Origin of the sequence: Novosphingobium sp. 1529, from assembly GCF_040544855.1 — a bacterium.
In the GTDB taxonomy this organism is placed as follows: Bacteria; Pseudomonadota; Alphaproteobacteria; order Sphingomonadales; family Sphingomonadaceae; genus Novosphingobium; species Novosphingobium capsulatum.
In genome coordinates this window covers 121,828-143,258 of record NZ_JBEPKW010000007.1, presented here as the reverse complement: position 1 = coordinate 143,258, position 21,431 = coordinate 121,828, and the positions used below count along the sequence as shown (strand labels likewise).

Annotated in this window: 17 protein-coding genes; 10 read left to right on the top strand and 7 right to left on the bottom strand. The window is 66.9% G+C overall.

Annotation, left to right across the window (positions count from 1 at the left end; all coding sequences use genetic code 11):
- Positions 1–138: 138 nt before the first annotated feature.
- Positions 139–1,794 (top strand): family 43 glycosylhydrolase, encoded by a 1,656-nt coding sequence (locus tag ABIC78_RS14690; RefSeq protein WP_354490508.1) that lies wholly within the window; start codon positions 139–141, stop codon positions 1,792–1,794.
- Positions 1,795–1,806: 12 nt separating this feature from the next.
- Here the strand turns inward: ABIC78_RS14690 and ABIC78_RS14685 are convergent, their stop codons facing one another.
- From ABIC78_RS14685 to ABIC78_RS14660, 6 genes are all read right to left on the bottom strand, one after another.
- Positions 1,807–3,858, bottom strand: a complete 2,052-nt coding sequence (locus tag ABIC78_RS14685) for a TonB-dependent receptor (protein ID WP_354490506.1) — start codon at positions 3,856–3,858, stop codon at positions 1,807–1,809.
- Between the two features lie 75 nt (positions 3,859–3,933).
- Positions 3,934–5,760 (bottom strand): polysaccharide biosynthesis/export family protein, encoded by a 1,827-nt coding sequence (locus tag ABIC78_RS14680; RefSeq protein ID WP_354490504.1) that lies wholly within the window; start codon positions 5,758–5,760, stop codon positions 3,934–3,936.
- 41 nt (positions 5,761–5,801) lie between these two features.
- Positions 5,802–7,091 carry a KpsE/RkpR family capsule polysaccharide export protein gene (locus tag ABIC78_RS14675; protein WP_354490502.1) on the bottom strand — a complete coding sequence of 430 codons (1,290 nt, stop codon included), beginning with the start codon at positions 7,089–7,091 and terminating at the stop codon, positions 5,802–5,804.
- Entirely contained in the window at positions 7,088–7,753 is a 666-nt protein-coding gene (locus tag ABIC78_RS14670) for an ABC transporter ATP-binding protein (protein WP_107718793.1), read from the bottom strand. The genes ABIC78_RS14675 and ABIC78_RS14670 overlap by 4 nt, the downstream gene beginning before the upstream one ends.
- A complete protein-coding gene (locus ABIC78_RS14665) occupies positions 7,750–8,580 on the bottom strand; it encodes an ABC transporter permease (RefSeq protein ID WP_354490499.1) in 831 nt (276 codons plus the stop codon). Before ABIC78_RS14665 ends, ABIC78_RS14670 begins: the two co-directional genes overlap by 4 nt.
- Positions 8,581–8,585: 5 nt before the next feature.
- Positions 8,586–9,689: a KpsF/GutQ family sugar-phosphate isomerase gene (locus tag ABIC78_RS14660; RefSeq protein WP_354490497.1), complete on the bottom strand. Its 1,104-nt coding sequence runs from the start codon at positions 9,687–9,689 to the stop codon at positions 8,586–8,588.
- A 248-nt stretch (positions 9,690–9,937) separates the two neighbouring features.
- Here ABIC78_RS14660 and ABIC78_RS14655 point away from each other — a divergent pair, with 248 nt between their 5' ends.
- The 7 genes from ABIC78_RS14655 to fdhD all read left to right on the top strand — a co-directional run bounded on the left by ABIC78_RS14655 (position 9,938) and on the right by fdhD (position 17,430).
- Positions 9,938–10,822, top strand: coding sequence for a LysR family transcriptional regulator (locus ABIC78_RS14655; RefSeq protein WP_062787798.1), 885 nt, complete (start codon positions 9,938–9,940; stop codon positions 10,820–10,822).
- Positions 10,823–10,892: 70 nt separating this feature from the next.
- Positions 10,893–11,315 carry an NAD(P)H-dependent oxidoreductase subunit E gene (locus ABIC78_RS14650; protein WP_022677489.1) on the top strand — a complete coding sequence of 141 codons (423 nt, stop codon included), beginning with the start codon at positions 10,893–10,895 and terminating at the stop codon, positions 11,313–11,315.
- An 11-nt stretch (positions 11,316–11,326) separates the two neighbouring features.
- On the top strand, positions 11,327–12,871 hold the full coding sequence (locus tag ABIC78_RS14645; protein ID WP_354490495.1) for an NADH-ubiquinone oxidoreductase-F iron-sulfur binding region domain-containing protein: 1,545 nt from the start codon (positions 11,327–11,329) through the stop codon (positions 12,869–12,871).
- Positions 12,872–12,995: 124 nt separating this feature from the next.
- Positions 12,996–13,529 carry a molybdenum cofactor guanylyltransferase gene (gene mobA, locus ABIC78_RS14640; RefSeq protein ID WP_354490493.1) on the top strand — a complete coding sequence of 178 codons (534 nt, stop codon included), beginning with the start codon at positions 12,996–12,998 and terminating at the stop codon, positions 13,527–13,529.
- On the top strand, positions 13,519–16,371 hold the full coding sequence (gene fdhF / locus ABIC78_RS14635; RefSeq protein ID WP_354490491.1) for a formate dehydrogenase subunit alpha: 2,853 nt from the start codon (positions 13,519–13,521) through the stop codon (positions 16,369–16,371). The genes mobA and fdhF overlap by 11 nt, the downstream gene beginning before the upstream one ends.
- The gene (locus ABIC78_RS14630; protein WP_084391101.1) at positions 16,368–16,646 is read left to right on the top strand and encodes a formate dehydrogenase subunit delta; all 279 of its coding nucleotides are present in this window, start codon (positions 16,368–16,370) and stop codon (positions 16,644–16,646) included. Before fdhF ends, ABIC78_RS14630 begins: the two co-directional genes overlap by 4 nt.
- Positions 16,627–17,430: a formate dehydrogenase accessory sulfurtransferase FdhD gene (gene fdhD, locus ABIC78_RS14625; RefSeq protein WP_354490489.1), complete on the top strand. Its 804-nt coding sequence runs from the start codon at positions 16,627–16,629 to the stop codon at positions 17,428–17,430. Before ABIC78_RS14630 ends, fdhD begins: the two co-directional genes overlap by 20 nt.
- A gap of 18 nt (positions 17,431–17,448) precedes the next feature.
- On the opposite strand, the gene ABIC78_RS14620 is transcribed toward fdhD, so the two are convergent.
- Positions 17,449–17,799 (bottom strand): response regulator, encoded by a 351-nt coding sequence (locus tag ABIC78_RS14620; protein ID WP_158271983.1) that lies wholly within the window; start codon positions 17,797–17,799, stop codon positions 17,449–17,451.
- Positions 17,800–18,022: 223 nt separating this feature from the next.
- Here ABIC78_RS14620 and ABIC78_RS14615 point away from each other — a divergent pair, with 223 nt between their 5' ends.
- Both ABIC78_RS14615 and ABIC78_RS14610 read left to right on the top strand, forming a co-directional pair.
- Complete coding sequence (locus ABIC78_RS14615) at positions 18,023–18,778, top strand: TonB family protein (protein ID WP_354490574.1); 756 nt, start codon at positions 18,023–18,025, stop codon at positions 18,776–18,778.
- A 176-nt stretch (positions 18,779–18,954) separates the two neighbouring features.
- Positions 18,955–21,393, top strand: coding sequence for a glycosyltransferase family 4 protein (locus ABIC78_RS14610; RefSeq protein ID WP_354490486.1), 2,439 nt, complete (start codon positions 18,955–18,957; stop codon positions 21,391–21,393).
- The last annotated feature ends 38 nt before the right edge of the window (positions 21,394–21,431 follow it).

Genomic DNA, 21,431 nt, shown 5'->3' with positions numbered 1-21,431 from the left:
GTGGAGGATGTGTTCCATGACAATTTGGTCATGGCCGCTATACCGGCCCGCCCCTCCGGCCAGCCACGCCTGGTGCCACCTTGCCATGCGCCAGCGCCCAGTTCATACAGGTATGATAATTCTAATTTGGAGAGGCCAATGCAAACCCGCCGCGCAACCATCAAGCTCGCGCTCGCCAGTGCCGTGGCAGGCTCGGGCGTCGGGGCGGGCGCGGCGTCGGGGCAGGCGCTGGCAACCGACGACCGGCGTGCCTGCGGCCAGTCGTTCCGGCCTGCCTGGCCGCGCGGCATTGAGGGTCAGCGCAAGGCCGACATGGGTGATGGGCGCTACCTCAACCCCATCCTGGCGGGCGACTATCCCGATCCTTCGGTGCTGAAGGACGGCGATGATTATTACATGACGCATTCGTCGTTCGATGCAGCGCCCGGGCTGCTGATCTGGCATTCGCGCGATCTGGTGAACTGGCGCCCGCTCGGCCCGGCCCTGACCAAGCCGCTGGGCACCGTGTTCGCGGTCGATATTGCCAAGCATGGCGATCGCTATTTCATCTACATCCCGTTCATGAAGGCGCCGTGGTCACCGCCGCTCGCGAGTTTTGCCAATATCTACGTCATCCACGCGCCGTCGATGGAGGGGCCGTGGAGCGATCCCATCGATCTTGGGATCGGCGAACTGATCGATCCTGGCCATGTCGTGGGCGAGGATGGCCACCGCTACCTGTTCTTCAATGGTGGCAAGCGGGTGCGCCTGACTGCCGATGGTTTGGCTACCGCTGGCCCGGTCGAAACCGCCTACCAGGCATGGCATTATCCCGATGACTGGATCACCGAGGCGTGGTCTCCCGAAGGCCCCAAGCTGTTTCGCCGCGGGCCGTGGTTCTACCTCGTCAATGCGGTGGGTGGCACCAGTGGCCCGGCGACAGGGCACATGGTTGCGGTCGCACGGTCGCGATCGATCAATGGACCCTGGGAGAATTGCCCGCATAACCCGATCGTGCACGCCGCATCGGATGCCGACCCGTGGTGGTCGCGCGGCCATGCCACCGTTGTGGAAGGGCCGGGCGGGCGCTGGTTCATGGTCTATCACGGGTATGAAAACGGCTATCTCACGTTGGGCCGGCAAACCTTGCTCGAGCCCATCGAATGGACCGCCGATGGTTGGTTCCGCGCCACCGGGGGTGACCTTTCACAGCCGCTGGCCAAGCCTGGCGGCCAGGCGTTGCCTCATGGCCTTGCGCATTCCGACGACTTTGCCGCCGATGGACTCGGTCGCCTGTGGTCGCTCTATGCCAGCGCGCCTTCGGATAGCGCGCGCGTCCAGGTGTCGGGCAACAGCCTGGCGCTGGCTGCCAAGGGCAGCAGCCCGCAGGATGCCACGGTGCTGACCCAGCAAGTGGGGGACCGCGCCTATGCGATCGAGGTGGACGTCGAACTGCAAGGCGAAACGCAGGGTGGCCTGCTGCTGTTCTTCGATGACCGGCTGTTCCTGGGCATGGGCATCGATGGACGGCGCATGATCAGCTATCGCGGTGGCAAGCCGACCTATTGGCAGGAACCGGCGCCGCCCACGCGCCGCCTGCACATGCGCATTACCAACGAACGGCAGGTGGTGACCTTCTACTACAGCCTCGATGGCCAGGCTTGGACGCGCCATGGCGTGCGCAGCTATGTCGAGGGGTATAACGCCAACACGCTCGACAATCTGCTCAGCCTGCGTCCCGCGCTGTTTGCCGCCGGCAAGGGGCAGGTGGTGTTCCGCGCGTTCCGCTATCGCGCCCTGCCTGACCTGGCCTGACGCCGGCACGGTTCAGCCCAATGTCTTGAGCAGCTTGAGCTGAAATTCCGTGGTGCGCTGGCGCCAGTGTGATCCCTGGATCAACGGCGCGGAGAGTTCCTGGCGCGTGCGGCCCGGCACGCGCAGCGTGGCCGACAGCGACAGCGTGCGATCAAAGCTGTGCGTCATGATCATGCTCGCTTCGCCCCAGGCAGCGTCGCGCACCTGCCAGGCGCGCGACGGGCTGTTGTAGGACCATTGCACCTGCGCCACGTCAGCCGGCACGTCGCCCCGGGCGGTGCCGCTCCATTCCAGCGTGCCGTTGGTGCTGGCGCGCATGGTGTGCAGCAACTGCTGCCCGCCCGGCACATCGATCGGGTTGCGCTGGTCGAACAAGTTGGCGCTGGCGCTGAGCTTGACATGGCGCAGCAGCGGCGCGCTCAGATCGAACTGCGCGCCGGCGCTGCGGCTGCGGCCGGCATTGACATAGCCATAGATGCTCGCCCCTGCCGCAGTGGCGGCATAGGTCGTGCTCCACACGTTGCTGGTGGTGCGCCAATAGGCAGTGAGATTGGTTTCGATCGCACCGCGCCGGTATTGCAGGCTGCCTTCCCACGATGCGGTGGTCTGGTCCCGCAACGCAGGGCTGCCCTGGAACAGGGTGAGCGGGTCTTCGACCACGGTATAGGGGCGCAGATAGTCGAGCGGTGCCCGCTCGATCCGCTGGCTGTAGCTGGCCGCCAGGGTCAGCATCTTGCTGCTCGCGAACTGGATATGCAGGCTGGGAAAAACGGCGGTGCGGCCAAGCACCAGGCGGTCTTCACCCGGGCTGTCAATCCGCCGCACGTTGCGTTCGGCGCGCAGGCCCGGGGCGATGGTCAGCTTGCCCAGCGTCTGCTGCACGCTGGCATAGGCCGTCAGCGTGATACTGCGCCCGGCAAAGCGATCGTTGGCAAGGGGTGCCGGTGCGCCGTCGCTTGCCTCGCTGCTCAGGGAATAGGCCTGCGATGTGCTGTCGCGGTGCCAACTGGTGCCCAGCGAAAGCAACTGGTGCGCGCCGATCGGGTGCTTCCAGTCCACCTGCCCGTCGATCGTGGTGGTGGGAGTGCGCAAGACCGTGGCAAAGCCACCGCCGTTGCTGAACCGGGCCACGGTTTCGTCCCGCACCATGGGGTTGGTATAGAGCTGCGCCGTGGCGGTCAGCGTTTCCCCCTCGCGCGTGCCGCGATGATCGACATCGAGTTCGCCGGTCAGGAAACTGGCCACGCTGCTCAACCGCCGGGTTTCGGCAAAGCTGTTGAAATCGGGGGTGAGGCCCTGATAGCTGGCGCGGGTGTGGGTGATATCGTGGCCGCCTCCACCGCCCAGGCCCAGCGACACGGTGGTCTTGGCGTCGATCTCATAGGTCGCCTTGCCGCTTAGCCGGCCGTCCGTGCCACCGCTATCGCTCTGTCCCGATCGCGTATAGGCCGTGGCCGCACCGCCACCATCGGACTCGACGTGGCGGCTGGCGGCATCGTGTGCGCGCACCATCGTGCCAATATTGCCGCCTGCTTTCAGTTCATAGCTCCACCGCCCGCGTCGGTAATGCAGCGTGGTATCGATCAGGCCATGGCCATAGCTGGAGGTTTCCACGCTGGCATTGCCCGACCAGCCCGCGTGCCGTGCCTGGCGCAGTACAAGATTGATCACGCCGCCCGTGCCTTCGGCGGAAAACTGCGCCGAAGGGTTGGTGATCACCTCGATCCGCGCGATATCGCTGCCGTGCAGCGTGCGCAGATATTGCCGCGCATCGCCGGCGTAGGGATGCCCATCGACATAGATCCTGGCGTTCCCGGCGCCCAGCAACAGGATCTGGTCATCAGGGGTTACCGTCACGGCGGGCAGCCCGCGCAGCAATTGCAGCGTATCCTTCTGCGCCGATTGCGGGGTTTGCTGCACCTGGTAGGTGCGCCGGTCGATATGCAGGGTGGCGGGCGTGCGCGCGGCGGTCACCTCGATCACGTCGGCCGCGGGCGGCACCGGCGTCGTGGCCGATGCTGCTGGAACGGCCGGTTCGATCGTCGGTGGCAATGCGGCGATCATGCGGTCTCCGGCGGGCTGAGGCACCCAGCATAGGGGCCGCGCGCCAGTCATGAACAGCAAAAAACGCGCAGCGGATCAAAGCCCTAGCACCACTTTGGCGCTAACCGCGATCTGATAGAGAATCTGCGTCATGTCTTTGAGGATCTGGCGCGATTTGGTGTCGATGCGCGGCAGCACGAGCAGATCATCGCCACTGCGCACCGCGCGGCTTTGCGCGGCCACTTCCTCGAAACTGCCATCGGCATGGGCCACCACGATCCGGCGGGCGGCGCTTTTCTGGGTAAAGCCGCCGGCCCGCTCGACATAGCTGGTGGCGTCGAGCCCGGCCTGCCAGGCCACGGCATTGGGGAACAGCACTTCCCCGCTCACCAGCACCAGCCCATCGCGCGTCGGCACGCGCAGCAGATCGCCGTTTTCCAGCAGCAGGTCATCGCGCGCGGGGCCTTGCCCGATCACCACCTGGCCCAGGGGCTGCACCTTCCGCGCGCGGTCGATCCATTGCAGGATCAGGTCAGCCTCGTTGTGGCGCAACTGGCTTTCATCATTGGTGCCCGATCGCGCGGTCAGCGCGGCCTGCTCCAGGCTGTGCAGGCTGGCGTCGAGCATGGTTTTCTGGCGGTCCTTCACGCTTTGCCGGAACAGTTGGATGCTGGTGGCATCCGATCGCTCGGAAAAGCGGATCTGGCGCAACAAGTCGCCCAGGCGCGCGCCATAGGGCAGCACATATTCCTGCCGGCTTTCATGCTCTCCCTCGATCCGCACGGTGATCGTGCCGTTTTTCTGGTCCGAGGTGAACTCGATGGTATCGCCATTGCCCACCGGCAAAGCGCCGGCCTCGCCCAGTGGGCGATAGTCGACATTGCGGATCGGCCCGGTGGCGCGGGTAATGCGCATGTGGGTGGCAACCGGCTGCGGCCCGGCGAGCAGGGCGACATCGGCCGTGGTGGGATGGGCATTACGCGGAAATTCAAAGACATTGGCATTGTTGGCGAGGCCCAGCACCGTCACCGTCTGTTGGCGCGGGCCGACAAAGATCACGTCGCCATCGGCCAGCGGCAAGGGCGGCATCACCCCGCGAAACAGGAACTGGTAGAGGTTCACGTGCGCGCGCACCTGCTCCCCGCGCTTGACCTCCACATCGATGAACGTGCCGCGATCGGGATCGATGCCGCCGGCGGCATCGAGATAGTGCAGCAGCCCGTCCATGCTCGTCCCGTCATAGAGCCCCGGTCGCCGCACGAAGCCGCCGACGAACACCCGCACCGGCTGCGCCTCTGCCAGCGAAGCATAGACATAGACATTGCTGCGAAACGTGCCCGCCGCCGCCCCGGTGATCACGCGTTGCAGATCCTGGTTGCGCACCCCGGCCAGATGGATCGGGCCGATGTTGGGCAGGAACACGTTGCCCTGCGGGTCCACCGTCTGGACCTGGGCATATTGGAATGCGCCCCACAGCCGCAGCACGACCTGATCGCCCGCGGTGATCACGTAATCCGGGTTGAAATGCGCTGCGCCCGCGCGGGCAAACGCGCCGGTGAACAGCTGCGCACCGAACACCGGGCTGATCGCGTTGGCAACATACTGCCCGGAGGCGGCCGCATTGCCTGGCGCCACCGCCGGGGCCGCGCCGTCCACTGGCACCGGCTGCGCAGGATTGGGGCTGGCGGTCGGCACGGCAAGCGGAATGGCGGGCAGGCTGGCGCCGTTGCCGCCGGTATTGCCCATGGCATTGGCAATGGCAGCCAGCGTTGCCGGATCGGCGCTTTGCAGCATCTGGCCCATCACGCCAGGCGGCAATCCCTGCGCCGGTGCTGGCAAAGGCGCGGCCAGCGCGGCGAAGGCGAGCGAAAGGCCCAGCGCCAGCCGACCAGGGCTGGGCAGGGGGCGGCAGGTGCGGCGCATGGGTAGGCGCTCCTTTTTGGCAAACCGAAGGGTGGGAAAGATCAGTCGACGTGGTCGCGCACCACCGACACCAGCAGCAGTGCGATGGCCGCAGCAAGAAACGCGGCGAGCGTGAAGACCAGGGCGTTGTAGAGCCGGCGCGGGCGCGCGGGATATTCGGGCAGGGTTGGCGCCTGGACCACCGAGATTTGCTTCATCGCCTGCATCGCGGTGATCCGCCCCTTTTCCAGCGCGGCCAGCGTCGTCTGGTAGAGCGACTGGCTGAACTGCGCTTCCTGCTGCAATTGGCGGAACGCATCAGCCCGGCGGTTGAGCGCGCCCGGCTCGGGCGCGGCGGCGCGGGCGCGTTCGCGTGCCAGTTCGGCATCGATCGCGCCGATCTGCTGGCGCACGGCCACCACGTCGGGATGGGCCGAAACCAGGTAGGCTTCCAGCGTGCCCAACTGCGTCTGCAAGGCGCTTTTGCGCGCTTCGAGCTGGGCAATCGTGCCGGCCACGGCATCGAGCGTGCCATCGGGCGACACCATGCCTTCCCGGCTCTGGAAATCGAGCACGGCCTGGCGCGCCTGCTGGTTGCGCTTGCCCATCTGCGCTGCCTCGCTGGCCAGGAAATCCACCTGGGTCTGGGCCAGGCGGTGATCGTTGGCGTTCATGAAGGCGGCGCCCTCGTGCAGCATGGCCGCCACGATCGCCTGCGCCGTGGCGGGGTCATAGGCGCTGGCCTCCACATGAAGCACGCTGGCATTGTCGTCATAATCGACGCGGACGCGCGCTTTCATGTAATCGCGAAAGCGGGCCATCGGCGCGTTGGCGGCACCCAGGCGCGACAGCCAGTCGTGGCGATGATCGGCATAGTGCGCGCGCAAATGCAGCCGGGCGTCGAGCCGGGCGAGCATGTCTTGCGAAAGCAAGTGGTTGCGCAGCAGCATCTGGTCATTGCGGTTGCCACCGCCCGCGCCAGCCAGGCCCGACAGCAGGCCACCCAGCCCGCCCGGATCGATCGCGCCCATGTCGGCCCGCTGCACGACCACGTCGGTTTCGGAAACATAGAGGTCAGAGGCGATCAGGCACCAATAGGCGCTGGCGACAAGGCTGGCAGCGCCGGCCAGGCCCAGCACCAGATGGCGAATCCGCGCCGCGCGCCAGCGTGGGCGCCGGGCGGGCGGCAGCGTGGTGGCGCCAGGGGCTTCGCGCGGGCCCGACAGCGGCAGGGCTGGCGCTTCTCCCGGCCCGGCGTCCTGCTCGGGCAGATCGGCCGGGGGGCGCCGCCGGCGCGCGATCGGCGCGGCAGGGGCCGGGGGGGCAGGCGGATAGGCAAGGTCGGTGCTCATGCGGGCAGGGTGTCCTTGTAGGCCGCGATGGCGTCTCCCAGCCGGTCGAACCAGGTCAGCCTGCCCTGGTGGAGCAGCATGCCGGCAGTACAGAACCGCTTGAGCGTGCCGGGATCGTGGCTGACCATGATCACGCTGGCCTGGTTGGCGCGGCGGCGGAACTCCTCGGCCGCGCGGGCGCGAAAGCTGGCATCGCCGGCAGAGGTCGCCTCATCGGAAATGTAGACGTCGAAATCGAACGCGAGCGAAATGGCAAAGCGCAGGCGCGCCGCCATGCCGGTGGAATAAGTGCGGATCGGCTGGTCGAAGCGGTCGCCCAGTGCGGCAAATTCGGCAATGCGCGCCAGGCGTTCGGGAATGTCATCCTCGTGCCCGTGGATGCGGCAGACAAAGCGCGCGTTCTGGCGCCCGGTCAGCGTGCCTTGCAACCCGCCGCCAAAGCCGAGCGGCCACGATACGCGGCAATGCCGCTCCACCGCGCCGCGCGTCGGCTTGTCCACCCCCGCCAGAATGCGCAGCAGGGTGGACTTACCCGCGCCATTGGCCCCCAGAATCCCCACACTGACCCGTGGCGGGATCACGAAATTGGCGTTGTCGAGCACCCAGGGCCCCGCGCCATGCGCGGTCATGTAACGCTTGGACAGGCCGCGCCCGACGATCATCGCGCACCCACCTTGTGCGCCAGGCGCAGTTGCAGCGCGAGGCCGAGCAGCAGCAGCCCGAGAACCCAGGCAAAGAGATAGCCGGCATCGGTTTCGGGCACGGCCTGATAGCTGTCTGACAAGGCCATGCGCACCAGTTCCACGCCATGGGCCAGGGGATTGAGCATCAGCAGCGCGCGCCAGTCGGCCGGCAGCGAGCCAAGTGGAAACATTACCCCCGAAATCATGTAGAGCGGCCGCAGCACGATGTGCAGCACCTGGCGCGTTTCGCGCATCAGCGTAGTGCAGGCCGAAACCACCATGCCGAACGCCACGCCCAGCAGCCACATCGCCGCGCAGGCCCCCATCATCGCCAATGGGAACTGCGGGGCAAAAGGGTGGCCCCATAGCGCCAGGAGCGCGATCAGCAGCAGGGTGATCACCAGCCAGCTTGCTCCTTCCAGAAGGCCACGCGCCACCAGCGTGTCCACCGGCTTGACCTGGCGATAGGCAAACAGGGCGGAATTGTCGGCCGGGGCGCCGGCCACGTGATCGGCCGTCTTGCGGAACAGGAAGAAGGTCTGGATGCCGACCATGATCCACACCGGCGTGTCGAGGTTGCCCACGCTGTGCACCCGCACGGCGGAATAGAGCGCCAGCAGATAGGCAACGTGGAACACCGGCTCGAACAGCACCCAGGCCCACGAAATACGCGTGGCGAACAGTCGGGTGAGTGCCTCGCGCAGCATCAGGGCGCGCCAGACCGACCAGGTGACCGCCAGCGACGAACGCGCCGGGGCGGCCGGGCCGGCAAGATCAGGAGAAGGCGGCAAGACGGGTAAGGGCATCGCCGTTACGCCGATGCCGCCTGGGCCGGACGATCCCAGGCAAACAGCGCCTGAGGGTTCCGAGGGCGCGCAGGCACCGCTGCCGCGCAGTCGGGCGCCGGGCCAGCGGCGAGCGTGGCGCAGTCTGCCATGCGCACCACGCCGACGGGCAGCGGGGCGCCTGCGCCTTCCACCACGAACAGGGCGGTGACGTTGGCCTGCCTCATCACGGCCAGCGCGTCTGCGGCGCGGGCATCGGCGCGCACCGTGCGCGGGGCGTGGGTCATCACGTCTTCGGCGCAGGAAGTCAGCAGGCCATGGACATGGCGGCGCAGATCGCCATCGCTGATCGCCCCCACCAGGCAGCCGGCACGATCGACCACGCCGGCAATGCCCAGGCTCTTTTCGGTCATTTCCAGCAGCACGTCGCGCATCGGCATGGCCATGGGCACCAGGGGCACGGCATCGCCGCGATGCATGATGTCGGCCACCGTGGCCAGGCTGGCGCCGATGGCGCCGCCAGGATGAAGCTGGCGCAACTGCGCATGCGTCGTGCCGCGTGCGGCCATGGTGGCAATCGCCAGCGCATCACCCAGCGCCAGCATCAGCGTGGAGGAGGTCGTGGGCGCCATGTTGGCCGGGCACGCCTCTCGCGCCGGGGGCAGGATCAGGGCAATATCCGCGCTGCGCATCAGGATCGAATCCGCCACAGCGCTAATGCCGATCAGCGGGCAACCCAGCCGCGCGGCATGGGCCAGGATCGGGCGCAGATCGGGGGTGTTGCCCGAATTGGACAGCACCAAAAGCAGATCGTCAGGCGTGAGCATGCCCAGGTCGCCATGCGCCGCCTCTGCCGGGTGGACGAAGAAGGCCGGCGTGCCGGTGGCGGCGAGCGTCGCCGCCAGCTTGCGCCCGACATGCCCCGATTTGCCCATGCCACTCACCACCACGCGTGACTTGGTGGCCAGGAGTAGGTTCACCGCATCGGCAAACCGGGCATCGAGCGTGCGCGCCAGGCGATCGAGCGCGTCGGCTTCCGTCTGGATCACCCGACGCCCGCGCGCCAGCAGGTCCACCGCCGGCATCGCGCCCGGCGCGGGTTGTGCAACGATCTGGCCCTCTGGCTTCATGAAATCACCGTCCCCCTTGCGCCGGTCCCGAATGCCTGCCCCATGTGCGGGCGTCAGCGCGATCCGTGCCGCCGCCCATCGGGATGGCCCTTAGTAATCCCTACTGGATCGCCATGCGGCGCCTGTTCCCACGGAAATGAAGCGATAACCGCGTCGCCGCTGGCTCTGGCGGCGGCTTTGGGCCATGCCTGCCCGTGCGTTTCGTGATAGAAACAGCCTCTCAATTTTCGAGGGAGTTTGCCCCACTCATGCAGCTGCGCCACTTGCGCTATTTCGTGGCCCTGGCGCGTCAGCGCCACTTCGCCCGCGCTGCGGCGGAATGCGGCGTGTCGCAGCCCACGCTGTCGGCCGGGCTGGTGGCGCTGGAACAGGATCTGGGCAAGCGCCTGGTAGAGCGTGACCGGCGCTTTATCGACCTGACGGCGCAGGGCCAGGCCATGCTGCCCTGGGCCGAACAGATCCTGGGCGCGATGGGCAGCATGGCCCAGGCCGTGGCGGCCACCGCCGCACCACTGGCGGGGCGGTTCCGCCTTGCCGCCATTCCCGCCGCGCTGCCGCTCGTCGGCCGCTTTGGCGATGCGCTGCTGGGCCGCTATCCCGGACTGCACCTCGCCGTCCACCAGGCCACCAGCCGGGTGATCGAACAGGATCTCCAGGCGTTGTCGTGCGATGCCGGGTTGACCTATCTCGATCACGAACCACCCGCCAACGTCATCGCCGTGCCGTTGGCGCAGGAACGCTATCTCTTTGTAACCCATGGCGATGCCGCGCGCGAAAGCGGCGCGGCGATGGATTGGGCAGAGGCGGCTGCCATGCCGCTGTGCCTGCTGCACCAGGGCATGCAGTATCGCCGCATCCTCGACGCGCAGTTCGCCGCCCGTGGCCTGGCCCTGGCGCCGCGTGCCGTGGCAGACAGTTATGTCGCGCTGCTGTCGCTGGTGCAGTCGGGCCGCTTTGCCACGATCATCCCCGATAGCTATGCCGCGCTGTTGACCGGGCTGGACTGGGCGGCGATCCAGCCGATGGAGGGCGTCGAAACCGCGCGACGGCTGGGGCTGGTCGTGCTCGATCGCCAGCCGATGGGGCCATTGGCGCTGGCTGCGCTCGACGTGGCGCGCGCTCTGGCGGCGTGATAGAGAAATTCTATCAAACTTTGCGCAATTCGATTTGACCGCGCGCGTCGACGGGGCGACATTTCGCGCCATGACCGAACCTGCCGAACTGGACCGGATCCTTGCCGCGCACGCCGGGCGCGAGGGATCCCTGCTGCCGATCCTGCATGATGTGCAGGCCGTCTTTGGCCATGTGAGCGAGGCGGCCGAACGAGCGATCGCCCACGCGCTCAATCTCAGCCGCGCCGAAGTGCATGGTGTGGTCAGCTTCTATCACGATTTCCGCACCGCGCCCGAATCGCGCCCGGTGGTCAAGCTGTGCCGCGCGGAAAGCTGCCAGGCACGCGGCGTGGAGGCACTGGCCGCGCGCCTTCGCGCCGATGGGCCGGTGAAGGTGGAAACGGTCTATTGCCTGGGGCTGTGCAGCGTGGGGCCGAACGCGATGGTGGGCGACACGCTCCACGCCCGGCTTACGCCTGAAAAGCTCGATGTTCTGGTGGGAGGCCTGGCATGAAGGACGTGGGCATGAGCACGACCGTGCGCATTTCCGACGACGCACTGGCCCTCGCCTGTGGCGCCGATGCCGTGGCTGTCGCCTTCGCAGCGGCGGGCTGCACGGTGGAGCGGGTATCGAGCTGGGGCATGCACTGGCTTGAGCCCATGGCCGAAATCGACGGGCAAGGATTCGGCCCGCTGGAGCCGGCTGACGTACCTGCCGTGCTGGCCGGCACCAGCGACAAGGGCATCGGCCCGATCGCCGATCACCCGTTCATCGCCGGCCAGCAGCGCTTTACCTTCGCGCGCGCCGGCAAGACCCGGCCGTTGAGCCTGGAGGATTACGCGGCGCATGGCGGCTGGGCGGGCCTTGCCCGTTCGCGCGAAATGGGGCCGGAAGCGACGATTGCGGAAGTCATGGCCTCGGGCCTGCGCGGCCGGGGCGGGGCGGGCTTTCCCGCCGCGATCAAGTGGACCACTGTGGCCAAGGCGCCGGCCACGCCCAAATACATCGTCTGCAACGCCGACGAGGGTGACAGCGGCACCTTTGCCGATCGCATGGTGATGGAAGGCGATCCCTTCATGCTGATCGAAGGCATGGCGATTGCCGCCCATGCCGTCGGCGCGGCGAAGGGCTATGTCTATATCCGCAGCGAATATCCCCATGCCATCGCCAAGATGCAGGCAGCGGCCCAGGCGGCACGTCCGCATATCGCCCCTTTCGAGGTGGAAGTGCGCGTGGGCGCGGGCGCCTATGTCTGTGGCGAGGAAACCTCGCTGCTCAACAGCCTGGAGGGCAAGCGTGGCGAAGTGCGGGCCAAGCCGCCACTGCCCGCATTGGAAGGGCTGTTTGGCCAGCCCACCGTGGTCAACAACGTGCTGACTCTCGCGGCGGTGCCGTGGATTCTGGCGAACGGCGGCGCGGCTTATGCCGATGTCGGCTTTGGCCGGTCCAAGGGTACGATGCCGATCCAGATCGCCGGCAACGTGAAATATGGCGGGCTGTACGAGGTCGGTTTTGGCATCACGCTGGGCGAACTGGTCGAGGTGGTCGGTGGCGGCACTGCCTCGGGCCGGCCAGTGCGCGCGGTGCAAGTGGGCGGGCCATTGGGCGCCTATCACCCGCCGGCCGATTTCCACCTGCCGTTCGATTATGAAAGCTTTGCCGCTGCCGATGGCCTGATCGGCCACGCCGGGCTGACCGTGTTTGACGATAGCGTGGACATGAGCGCGCAGGCGCGCTTTGCCATGCAGTTCTGCGCCGCTGAATCCTGCGGCAAGTGCACGCCCTGCCGCCTGGGCTCCACGCGCGGCGTCGAAGTGATCGACCGCATCCGCGCCCGCCAGGGCCGCAGTGCCGATGCGGTGGAGAGCCTGCCGCAAATCCACAACGCCAAGAAGCGCGCGCGCAGCCTGGCCGACGAGATCGCCCTGCTTGAAGACCTGTGCGAAACGATGAAGTTCGGCTCGCTTTGCGCGCTGGGCGGCTTCACGCCCTATCCCGTGCTTTCGGCCCTGCGCCGGTTCCCCGAGGATTTCGGTGCGGTGTCTGCTGACGCGGAGGCAGCGGAGTGATGGCGCCTTGCTGCCAAGGGGCTTCGTCAAGCTCAGCCCGAACGGGTTTCAAGGGTGTGAAAGCCCAAATCCCGTTCGCCCTGAGCCTGTCGAAGGGCGCTGACGACAGCGCAGGGGTGCGCCCATGATCCTGGGCGCCGTCCTTGCCGGGGGCCAATCCACCCGCTTTGGCAGTGACAAGGCTGTGGCCGAACTGGCAGGGCAAAGCCTCCTCGCTCATGCCGTGAATACCCTGCAGCAGCAGTGCGACACGGTCGTGGTTGTGGGGCGGGATGATGCGCCGGCGCCCTGTCTGCCCGATCGCCCGCGTGCCGGCATGGGGCCGCTGGGTGGCATCGCCGCCGCGCTCCACCATGCCGCTGGCCACGGGTTTGATACCGTGCTCACGGTCCCGGTCGACAGTTTTGGCCTTGCCGCCGATACGGCTGCCCAGCTTTCCCCCGCGCCTGCCTTTTGCGAAAGCCAGCCGGTGATCGGGCTGTGGCCGGCCAGCGCCGCGCCTGCGCTTGATGCGTTGCTGGCCAGCCCGGCCAAGCACAGCTTGCGCGCGTTTGCCCAAGCGATAGGCGCGCGCCCGGTTGCGCTCACCACTATTCCCCACAATATCAACACCCCGGCGGATCTCGCCGCCGTGCAGGAGCTTCCCCATGGGCTATGAACGCCAGGCCGATTTCGGCACCCCCGAGGTTCGTTCCGACAGCCAGGTGACGCTGGAAATCGATGGCCGCGCCGTGACCGTGCCGGCCGGCACCACCGTCATGCGCGCGGCGGCCGTATCGGGTGGGTCGATCCCCAAGCTGTGCGCCACCGACAACCTCAAGCAATTCGGCTCGTGCCGCCTGTGCCTGGTTGAAATCGACGGCATGCGCGGCACGCCGGCGTCGTGCACCACGCCGGTGGCCGATGGCATGAAGGTTCATACCCAAAGCGAAAAGCTGGCCAGGCTGCGGCGCGGGGTGATGGAGCTTTATATCTCCGACCACCCGCTCGACTGCCTTACCTGCAGCGCCAACAACGATTGCGAGTTGCAGGACCAGGCCGCTGCCGTGGGCCTGCGCGATGTGCGCTATGGCTATGAGGGGGCCAATCACCTGGAGGCGGAGACCGACGCCAGCAATCCCTATTTCGATTTTGACGCCACCAAGTGCATCGTCTGCTCGCGCTGCGTGCGCGCCTGCGATGAAGTGCAGGGCACCCTGGCGCTGACGGTGGAAAGCCGCGGCTTCGGCTCGCAGATTTCGGCGGGCGTGAAGTCTGACGATTTCCTCTCGTCGGAATGCGTATCGTGCGGCGCCTGCGTCCAGGCCTGCCCCACCTCGGCGCTGATGGAAAAGGCGGTGACCGAAATCGGCAAGCCCGAGCGTGCCGTCGTCACTACCTGCGCCTATTGCGGCGTGGGCTGCACGTTCCGCGCCGAAATGCGCGGCGAACAGCTGGTGCGCATGGTGCCGTGGAAAGACGGCAAGGCCAACCGTGGCCATTCCTGCGTCAAGGGCCGCTTTGCCTGGGGTTATGCCCAGCACCAGGACCGCATCCTGAAACCCATGGTGCGTGACAGCATCGATCAGCCGTGGCGCGAGGTGAGCTGGGACGAGGCGCTGGGCTTTGCCGCCAGCCGCTTCAAGGCGATCGCCGCCAGCCATGGCAACAATGCCCTGGGCGGCATCGTATCGAGCCGCTGCACCAACGAGGAAGGCTTCCTGGTGCAGAAGCTGGTGCGCGCCGGCTTTGGCACCAACAACGTCGATACCTGCGCGCGGGTGTGCCATTCGCCCACCGGCTATGGCCTCAAGACCACGTTCGGCACGTCTGCCGGCACGCAGGATTTTGATTCGGTCGAAGACAGCGACGTGATCCTGGTGATCGGCGCCAATCCCACCGATGGCCATCCGGTGTTCGGCAGCCGGATGAAGCGCCGCCTGCGCCAGGGCGCCAGGCTGATCGTGATCGATCCGCGCCGCACCGATCTGGTGCGCAGCCCGCATGTGGAGGCAGACTATCACCTGCCGCTGCGCCCCGGCACCAATGTCGCGGTGCTGTCCGCGCTGGCGCACGTGATCGTGACCGAGGGCCTGGTCAACGAAGCCTTCGTGCGCGAACGCTGCGATTGGGACGAGTTCCAGCACTGGGCTGAATTCGTGGCGCAAGAGCGCAACAGCCCCGAATTCCTCGAACCCGTCACTGGCGTTCCCGCCGACCTCGTGCGCGGGGCGGCGCGGCTCTATGCCACGGGCGGCAACGGCGCGATCTATTATGGCCTGGGCGTGACCGAACACAGCCAGGGCTCTTCCACCGTGATGGCGATTGCCAACCTCGCCATGGCGACGGGCAATATCGGTCGGCGCGGGGTGGGGGTTAACCCCTTGCGCGGGCAGAACAACGTGCAGGGCGCCTGCGACATGGGCAGCTTCCCGCACGAGCTTTCGGGCTATCGCCATGTGTCTGATGCCGCCACGCGCGCGCTGTTCGAGGCCGAATGGGGCGTCAGGATCGATCCCGAACCGGGGCTGCGCATTCCCAACATGCTCGATGCCGCCACTGATGGCCTGTTCAAGGGCCTCTATATCCAGGGCGAAGACATCCTGCAGTCAGACCCGGATACCAAGCATGTTGCGGCGGGCCTGGCGGCGATGGACTGCGTCATCGTGCATGACCTGTTCCTCAACGAAACCGCCAACTATGCGCATGTCTTCCTGCCGGGCTCCTCGTTCCTGGAAAAGGACGGCACTTTCACCAATGCCGAACGCCGCATCCAGCCGGTGCGCAAGGTGATGGAGCCGCTCAATGGCTATCAGGACTGGGAAGTGACGCAGGAACTGGCGCGCGCCATGGGCCTCGATTGGAACTACACCCATCCCAGCGAGATCATGGACGAGATCGCGCGGCTCACCCCCAGCTTTGCCGGGGTAAACTATGCCCGCCTCGATGCCGAAGGCTCGCTGCAGTGGCCGGTCAACGACACCGCGCCCGATGGTTCCCCGATCATGCATGTCGATGGTTTCGTGCGCGGCAAGGGCAAGTTCGTGGTGACCGACTATGTGCCCACTGACGAGCGCACCGGGCCGCGTTTCCCGCTGCTGCTGACGACGGGGCGCATCCTCTCGCAATACAATGTCGGCGCGCAGACCCGGCGCACCGAAAACAGCGTGTGGCATGCCGAAGACGTGCTGGAAATTCACCCCACCGACGCGGAAAATCGCGGGATCAACAGCGGGGATTGGGTGCGCCTGGCCAGCCGGTCGGGCGAAACCACGCTGCGCGCCACGGTGACCGATCGCGTGGCGCCCGGCGTGGTCTATACCACGTTCCACCACCCCGCCACGCAAGCCAACGTGGTGACCACTGATTATTCCGATTGGGCCACCAATTGCCCGGAATACAAGGTGACGGCAGTTCAGATCACCCCGTCCAACGGGCCGAGCGAATGGCAGGAAGACTATGCCGCGCAAAGCCGCCAGGCGCGGCGCATCGCCGGCAGCGCGATGGAGCCGGCCGAATGAGCGGGCAAACCGAAGCCAAGCTGGTCTACATGGCCAACCAGATCGCCCGCAACCTGGTGCACGAGCCGCACCCGGCGGCGGCTCTGGCCGATCACTTGCACGCGTTCTGGACGCCGGCGATGCTGCGCCAGATCTTTGCCCACCTTGCCGCCCATGGCGAGGATGGGCTCGATCCTATCGCGCGCACGGCCTTGGCCGAACTGGCCGCCGGCCACGCCCCGCCACCGCAAACCAAGGCGACCGACCCCGCGCACCATGGCGCCGATGCCGGCTGACCTGCCGCCCGGCGCGGTCGACCACGCCTTTGTCGAACATTTCGCCGATGGCCGCCCGCCCGTGCCGCGCGCCCGCGCGCTGGCGCAGGAAGCGCCCGTGGCGATCGAGATCAATGGCCTGGGCTATGCCGTGATGATGGCCACACCCACCGATCTTGAAGACTATGCGCTGGGCTTTTGCCTGTCGGAACAGTTGATCGCCGATCCTTCCGGGTTCGTGGCAGCGCAGGCTGCCGAGATCGAGGGGCGCGGCTGGATTCTGCGCATCACGCTGGCCATGGCCGATGCTGCCCCGCTGATGGAGCGCGCGCGGCTGCGCCTGTCCGAAGGATCGTGCGGCCTGTGCGGGATCGAAAGCCTTGAGCAGGTCTTGCGCCCCTTGCCGCAGGTAGGCGCGGCACTGGCTGTTAGTGATGCGGCGATCTTTCGTGCCACAGCGGCGCTGGGCGATCACCAGACGCTGGGCCGGGCCACCCGCGCGGCCCATGCCGCCGCGTTCTGCACGCGTGATGGGGTGATCGTGGCGCTGCGCGAGGACGTTGGTCGCCACAATGCCTTCGACAAGCTGGTCGGCGCCATGGCGCGTGCCGGGATCGATCCGGCCAGCGGCTTTGTCGTGCTGACGGCGCGGTGCAGCTATGAACTGGTGCAGAAGGCGGTGATCGCCGGGGTGCCGCTGCTGGTTACCGTATCGGCCGCCTCAACCCTCGCCGCTGCGCGCGCGCAGACGCACGGGCTGCGGCTGGTCAGCCTGGCGCGAGATGACAGTTTTCTGGATAGTTGAGCGGGCTGGCGCTTGCGCTCAGCGCGCGTCAGCCAGCGTGGACAGCGCCTCGCGCAGCGCTTCGAGGCTGACCGGCTTGGGCAGCATCGGCGCTTCGGGCGCGCCGGCATCGGGATCGAACGAGGCATGCCCCGACAGATAAAAGAACGGCGTGCCTTCCTCGCGCAGGCGCAGCGCTACTGGCACCGAGGTCGTGTCGCTGCCCAGTGAAAAATCGAGCAGGGCGGCATCGACCGGGCCTTCGTCCAGCGCCGATAGCGCCTGGTCCACCGTGGCCACTGCCGTTACCTTGTCATGGCCGAGGTCTGCCAGGTTTTCCTCCAGCAGCATTGCGAGCAGGGGCTCGTCCTCGACAACCAGAATTCTCATCATTGCAATCCTTGGTGGCGTTTGTTGGTGCCGGGCGCGAAGGCGCGGCACAACGCCAATTCCACAAAACCCTACCCCATCTGCGGCATACGCGAAACTGCCGATGATACGAATAAGGTTGCATCCAGGGGGTCTATCCCCTGATTGCAACGCTTTGGCCCGTTTTTCGCCCGGATCATGCCCTTGGGAACCAGCGCGATGCGCCAGGGATTATGGCTTGGCCATGGCCCCGCGCGCGATTCGTTTTCCTTACGAGACCCCCGGTCTGGATGTCCGCTGGCAGCGCCAGCTGTTGATCGGCGGCGTGGTTGCGCTGCTCCATGTCGGCCTGATTCTGGCGCTGGTGCACGGCCTGGCTGGGGGCATTGTTGCGCTGCGCCTGCCCGATCCGGCATTCGTGCTCTACGCTCCGCCCGAACCCACACCCACGCCCACCCCGCCGCCCAGCCGCAGCATGCGGCCAAGCCATGCCGCTTCGGGGGCTGCCGGGGCGATGGGGCGCAAGGCGCGGCCCAAAGAAATCATGGCCCCACCGCCGCGCATCATTATCCCGGCCTTGCCCGCCGCCCCGGTGGCGGGGACTGGCGACGCGGCACGGTCGGGCGCCGGCCCCACTGGCACGGGCAGCGGCGGCGCCGTCGCGGGCTCGGGAACGGGTAGCGGCGCTGCCGGCAATGGTGATGGTGGTGGCGCGGCGCAGCGCGTGACCAAGATCGCCGGAGACATCACCGCCGCCCGCGATTATCCCGCCGCCGGCCGCGCCGATCGTGCCGGCCGCCAGGTGGTGATCGTGCTGCGGGTGGATGCGCAGGGCAATCCGGTGGCGTGCCGCGTGCAACAGGCCAGCGGCAACGATGAAGCCGATGCCATCACCTGCCGCCTGGCTATGCAGCGCTTCCGCTTTCGTCCGGCGCGCGATGCGCAAGGCCAGGCGATAGAAGCCGAATATGGCTGGCGCCAACGCTGGTGGGCGCCCTAACATGTGTTGGCGTGGCGCGGAAACCTTGGTGTTTTTGCAGCGCCGCACCTGTGAGTCGCCTTTTTTCAGCGACAAAATCAGCACGTAACGTGACGATGACGTTGCGGCGCAATGCAACTTTATCCCGGTTCCATCGTTGGTTCATCGAACAGACATATTCGGGGCGAGCCAGCCAGATGACACGTGACCTTTCCACTTCCTTGCGGCGCGCCACCCCTGTTGCAGGGGCCGTGCTTGATTTCTTCGGTACCGATGCAGCTTCCCGTGCACCCGCCCGCCGCGTGGCGCTGATTGGGGGCTTCGCGCCGCGCAAGTGCGGCATTGCCACGTTTACCACTGACGTGTTCGAGCAGCTGGGGCTGCATCACCCCGAGCTGTCGGTCGACCTGCATGTCATCGACAGCCCGACCGAGCCGCTGCCCTATCCCGATGCGCGCAGCGTGATCCGGGCCGATCAGCCCGAAGACTATCGCATTGCCGCGCGACGCATCAACGAAGATGCCGTCGATGCGGTGTGGCTCCAGCACGAATACGGCATCTTTGGCGGCGAAGCTGGCGCCATGGTGCTCGAACTGCTCGATCGCGTCGCTGCCCCCCTGATCGTTACGCTGCACACCGTGCTGGCCAGCCCTTCTGCCGAGCAGCGCGCGGTGCTCGATCATATCCTCGATCGCGCCAGCGGCGTCATGGTCATGAGCGAACATGGCCGCGATGTCCTGGCCGCGGTCTATGGCGTCGATCCCAAGCGGGTTACCGTGATTGCCCACGGCGCACCCGATCGCCCGTTCGGGCGCCATGCCCAGTTCAAGGCCCGCGCCGGTCTTGAAGGCAAGAACGTGATCATGACCTTTGGCCTGCTGGGCCAGGGCAAGGGCCTGGAAACCGCGATCGAGGCCTTGCCGGCGATCGTCGCGGCACACCCCAACACGGTGTATCGCATTGTCGGCGCGACGCATCCCAACCTGGTTGCCGCAGAAGGCGAAGCCTATCGCGACAGCCTGATGGACCTGGCGCGCAAGTTGGGCGTGGCCGATCATGTGTTGTGGGAAAACCGCTTCCTCGAAACTGGCGAACTGCTCGATCAGCTGGAAGCATGCGACATCTACCTCACGCCCTATCCCAACCTGCAGCAGTCCACCTCGGGTACGCTCAGCTATGCCGTGGCGTTGGGCAAGGCGGTGGTTTCCACCCCTTATCTTCACGCGCGTGAACTTCTCGCCGATGGCGTCGGCGCGCTGGTGCCGCCGCGCTCGGCGCAGGCGCTGGCGGATGCCGTCAACGCGTTGCTCGGTGATCCTGCCGCGCTCGATGCCATGCAGCGCCGCGCCTATGCGCGTGGCCGCGAAACGATCTGGCCGCGCTTTGCCGAAAGCTGCGCCCAGTTGGTCAACACCGTGGCCGCCACCGCGCCGCAGCTGCCGCCGTTGACCGCCACGCCGGGCACCAGCGGGGTCTGGGCGATGTGTGACAGCACCGGCATGTTGCAACATGCAATCGGCGTGGTGCCCGATCGCCGCCATGGCTATTGCCTGGATGACAATGTCCGCGCGCTGATGCTGATGGGTGTGGCCGATAGCATTCCCCTGGCCGAGCGCCAGCGCTGGGCCACGGTTTTCGCCTCGTTCGTCCAGCACGCCTGGAATCCCGAGGCCGGCCGCTTCCGCAACTTCATGGCGTTCGATCGCTCGTGGTGCGAAGACGTCGGCTCGGAAGACAGCAATGGCCGCGCCCTGTGGGCCTTGGGCCATGCCGTGGCCCACGCGCCGGACGCCGGCCTGCGCGCATGGGCGCGGCAGTGGTATGACATCGTGCTCGACCCGCTGGGCAGTGTGGAATATCCGCGCAGCATCGCCTTTGCTGTGCTCGGCGCAGCGCAGGTCTTGGCGGTGGAGCCCGATCACCGTCCCAGCCGTGCGATGGTCGAACGCGGCGGCGCGGTGCTTCATGCCTTGCTGGCCGAAGGGCGGCGCCCCGATTGGGCGTGGTTCGAAGCCATGCTGGGCTATGACAACCCGCGCCTGCCCGAAGCGCTGATCCGTGCAGGCCATCTCATGAACCGGGCAGACTGGCTGGAAAGCGGGCTGGAAGCCTTGCGGTTCATCGTGGCGCAACAGACCACTGCCACAGGTCAGTTTCGTGCGATTGGTTCGGAAACCTTCACCCCGCCTCATGCCGTATCTTATGAAGCCAAGCCATTCGACCAGCAGCCGCTGGAAGCCTGGGCCGCGGTGGAAGCATGCGCGGCAGCCTGGCAGGCCGAAGCCAGCCGGGACGGGCACGGCGCGCGCGGCGCGTCGCAAGCACTGTGGCGCAGCCACGCCCAGGCCGCCTATCGCTGGTTCCTGGGCGCAAACGACCGTGCCCAGCCGCTCGGTGATCTGGCTAGCGGGCGGTGTCGCGATGGCATTACCCCGCGCGGCATCAATGCCAATTGCGGTGCCGAATCAATCCTGGCATTCCAGCTGGCACATTATGCGCTTGCCGAGTTGGAACGGGCCAGCGGCCCGCGCGTTGGCAGCGAAACCGCAGCCCTTGGCCAATCGTTTGGCCCATCCAGCAAGGTAAGGAGTGTCCTTGGCGACCGAGCCTACAAATCCCAGTCTCACGCCAGCTGACACGGTGGCGGCCAACCCTGTGGGAACGCGCCCCGACG

Bases quoted from the DNA above. Each gene is read 5' to 3' on its own strand.
- ABIC78_RS14690 (WP_354490508.1), top strand. From the start codon at position 139: ATGCAAACCCGCCGCGCAACCATCAAGCTCGCGCTCGCCAGTGCCGTG.
- ABIC78_RS14685 (WP_354490506.1), bottom strand. From the start codon at position 3,858: ATGATCGCCGCATTGCCACCGACGATCGAACCGGCCGTTCCAGCAGCA.
- ABIC78_RS14680 (WP_354490504.1), bottom strand. From the start codon at position 5,760: ATGCGCCGCACCTGCCGCCCCCTGCCCAGCCCTGGTCGGCTGGCGCTG.
- ABIC78_RS14675 (WP_354490502.1), bottom strand. From the start codon at position 7,091: ATGAGCACCGACCTTGCCTATCCGCCTGCCCCCCCGGCCCCTGCCGCG.
- ABIC78_RS14670 (WP_107718793.1), bottom strand. From the start codon at position 7,753: ATGATCGTCGGGCGCGGCCTGTCCAAGCGTTACATGACCGCGCATGGC.
- ABIC78_RS14665 (WP_354490499.1), bottom strand. From the start codon at position 8,580: ATGCCCTTACCCGTCTTGCCGCCTTCTCCTGATCTTGCCGGCCCGGCC.
- ABIC78_RS14660 (WP_354490497.1), bottom strand. From the start codon at position 9,689: ATGAAGCCAGAGGGCCAGATCGTTGCACAACCCGCGCCGGGCGCGATG.
- ABIC78_RS14655 (WP_062787798.1), top strand. From the start codon at position 9,938: ATGCAGCTGCGCCACTTGCGCTATTTCGTGGCCCTGGCGCGTCAGCGC.
- ABIC78_RS14650 (WP_022677489.1), top strand. From the start codon at position 10,893: ATGACCGAACCTGCCGAACTGGACCGGATCCTTGCCGCGCACGCCGGG.
- ABIC78_RS14645 (WP_354490495.1), top strand. From the start codon at position 11,327: ATGAGCACGACCGTGCGCATTTCCGACGACGCACTGGCCCTCGCCTGT.
- mobA (WP_354490493.1), top strand. From the start codon at position 12,996: ATGATCCTGGGCGCCGTCCTTGCCGGGGGCCAATCCACCCGCTTTGGC.
- fdhF (WP_354490491.1), top strand. From the start codon at position 13,519: ATGGGCTATGAACGCCAGGCCGATTTCGGCACCCCCGAGGTTCGTTCC.
- ABIC78_RS14630 (WP_084391101.1), top strand. From the start codon at position 16,368: ATGAGCGGGCAAACCGAAGCCAAGCTGGTCTACATGGCCAACCAGATC.
- fdhD (WP_354490489.1), top strand. From the start codon at position 16,627: ATGGCGCCGATGCCGGCTGACCTGCCGCCCGGCGCGGTCGACCACGCC.
- ABIC78_RS14620 (WP_158271983.1), bottom strand. From the start codon at position 17,799: ATGAGAATTCTGGTTGTCGAGGACGAGCCCCTGCTCGCAATGCTGCTG.
- ABIC78_RS14615 (WP_354490574.1), top strand. From the start codon at position 18,023: ATGGCCCCGCGCGCGATTCGTTTTCCTTACGAGACCCCCGGTCTGGAT.
- ABIC78_RS14610 (WP_354490486.1), top strand. From the start codon at position 18,955: ATGACACGTGACCTTTCCACTTCCTTGCGGCGCGCCACCCCTGTTGCA.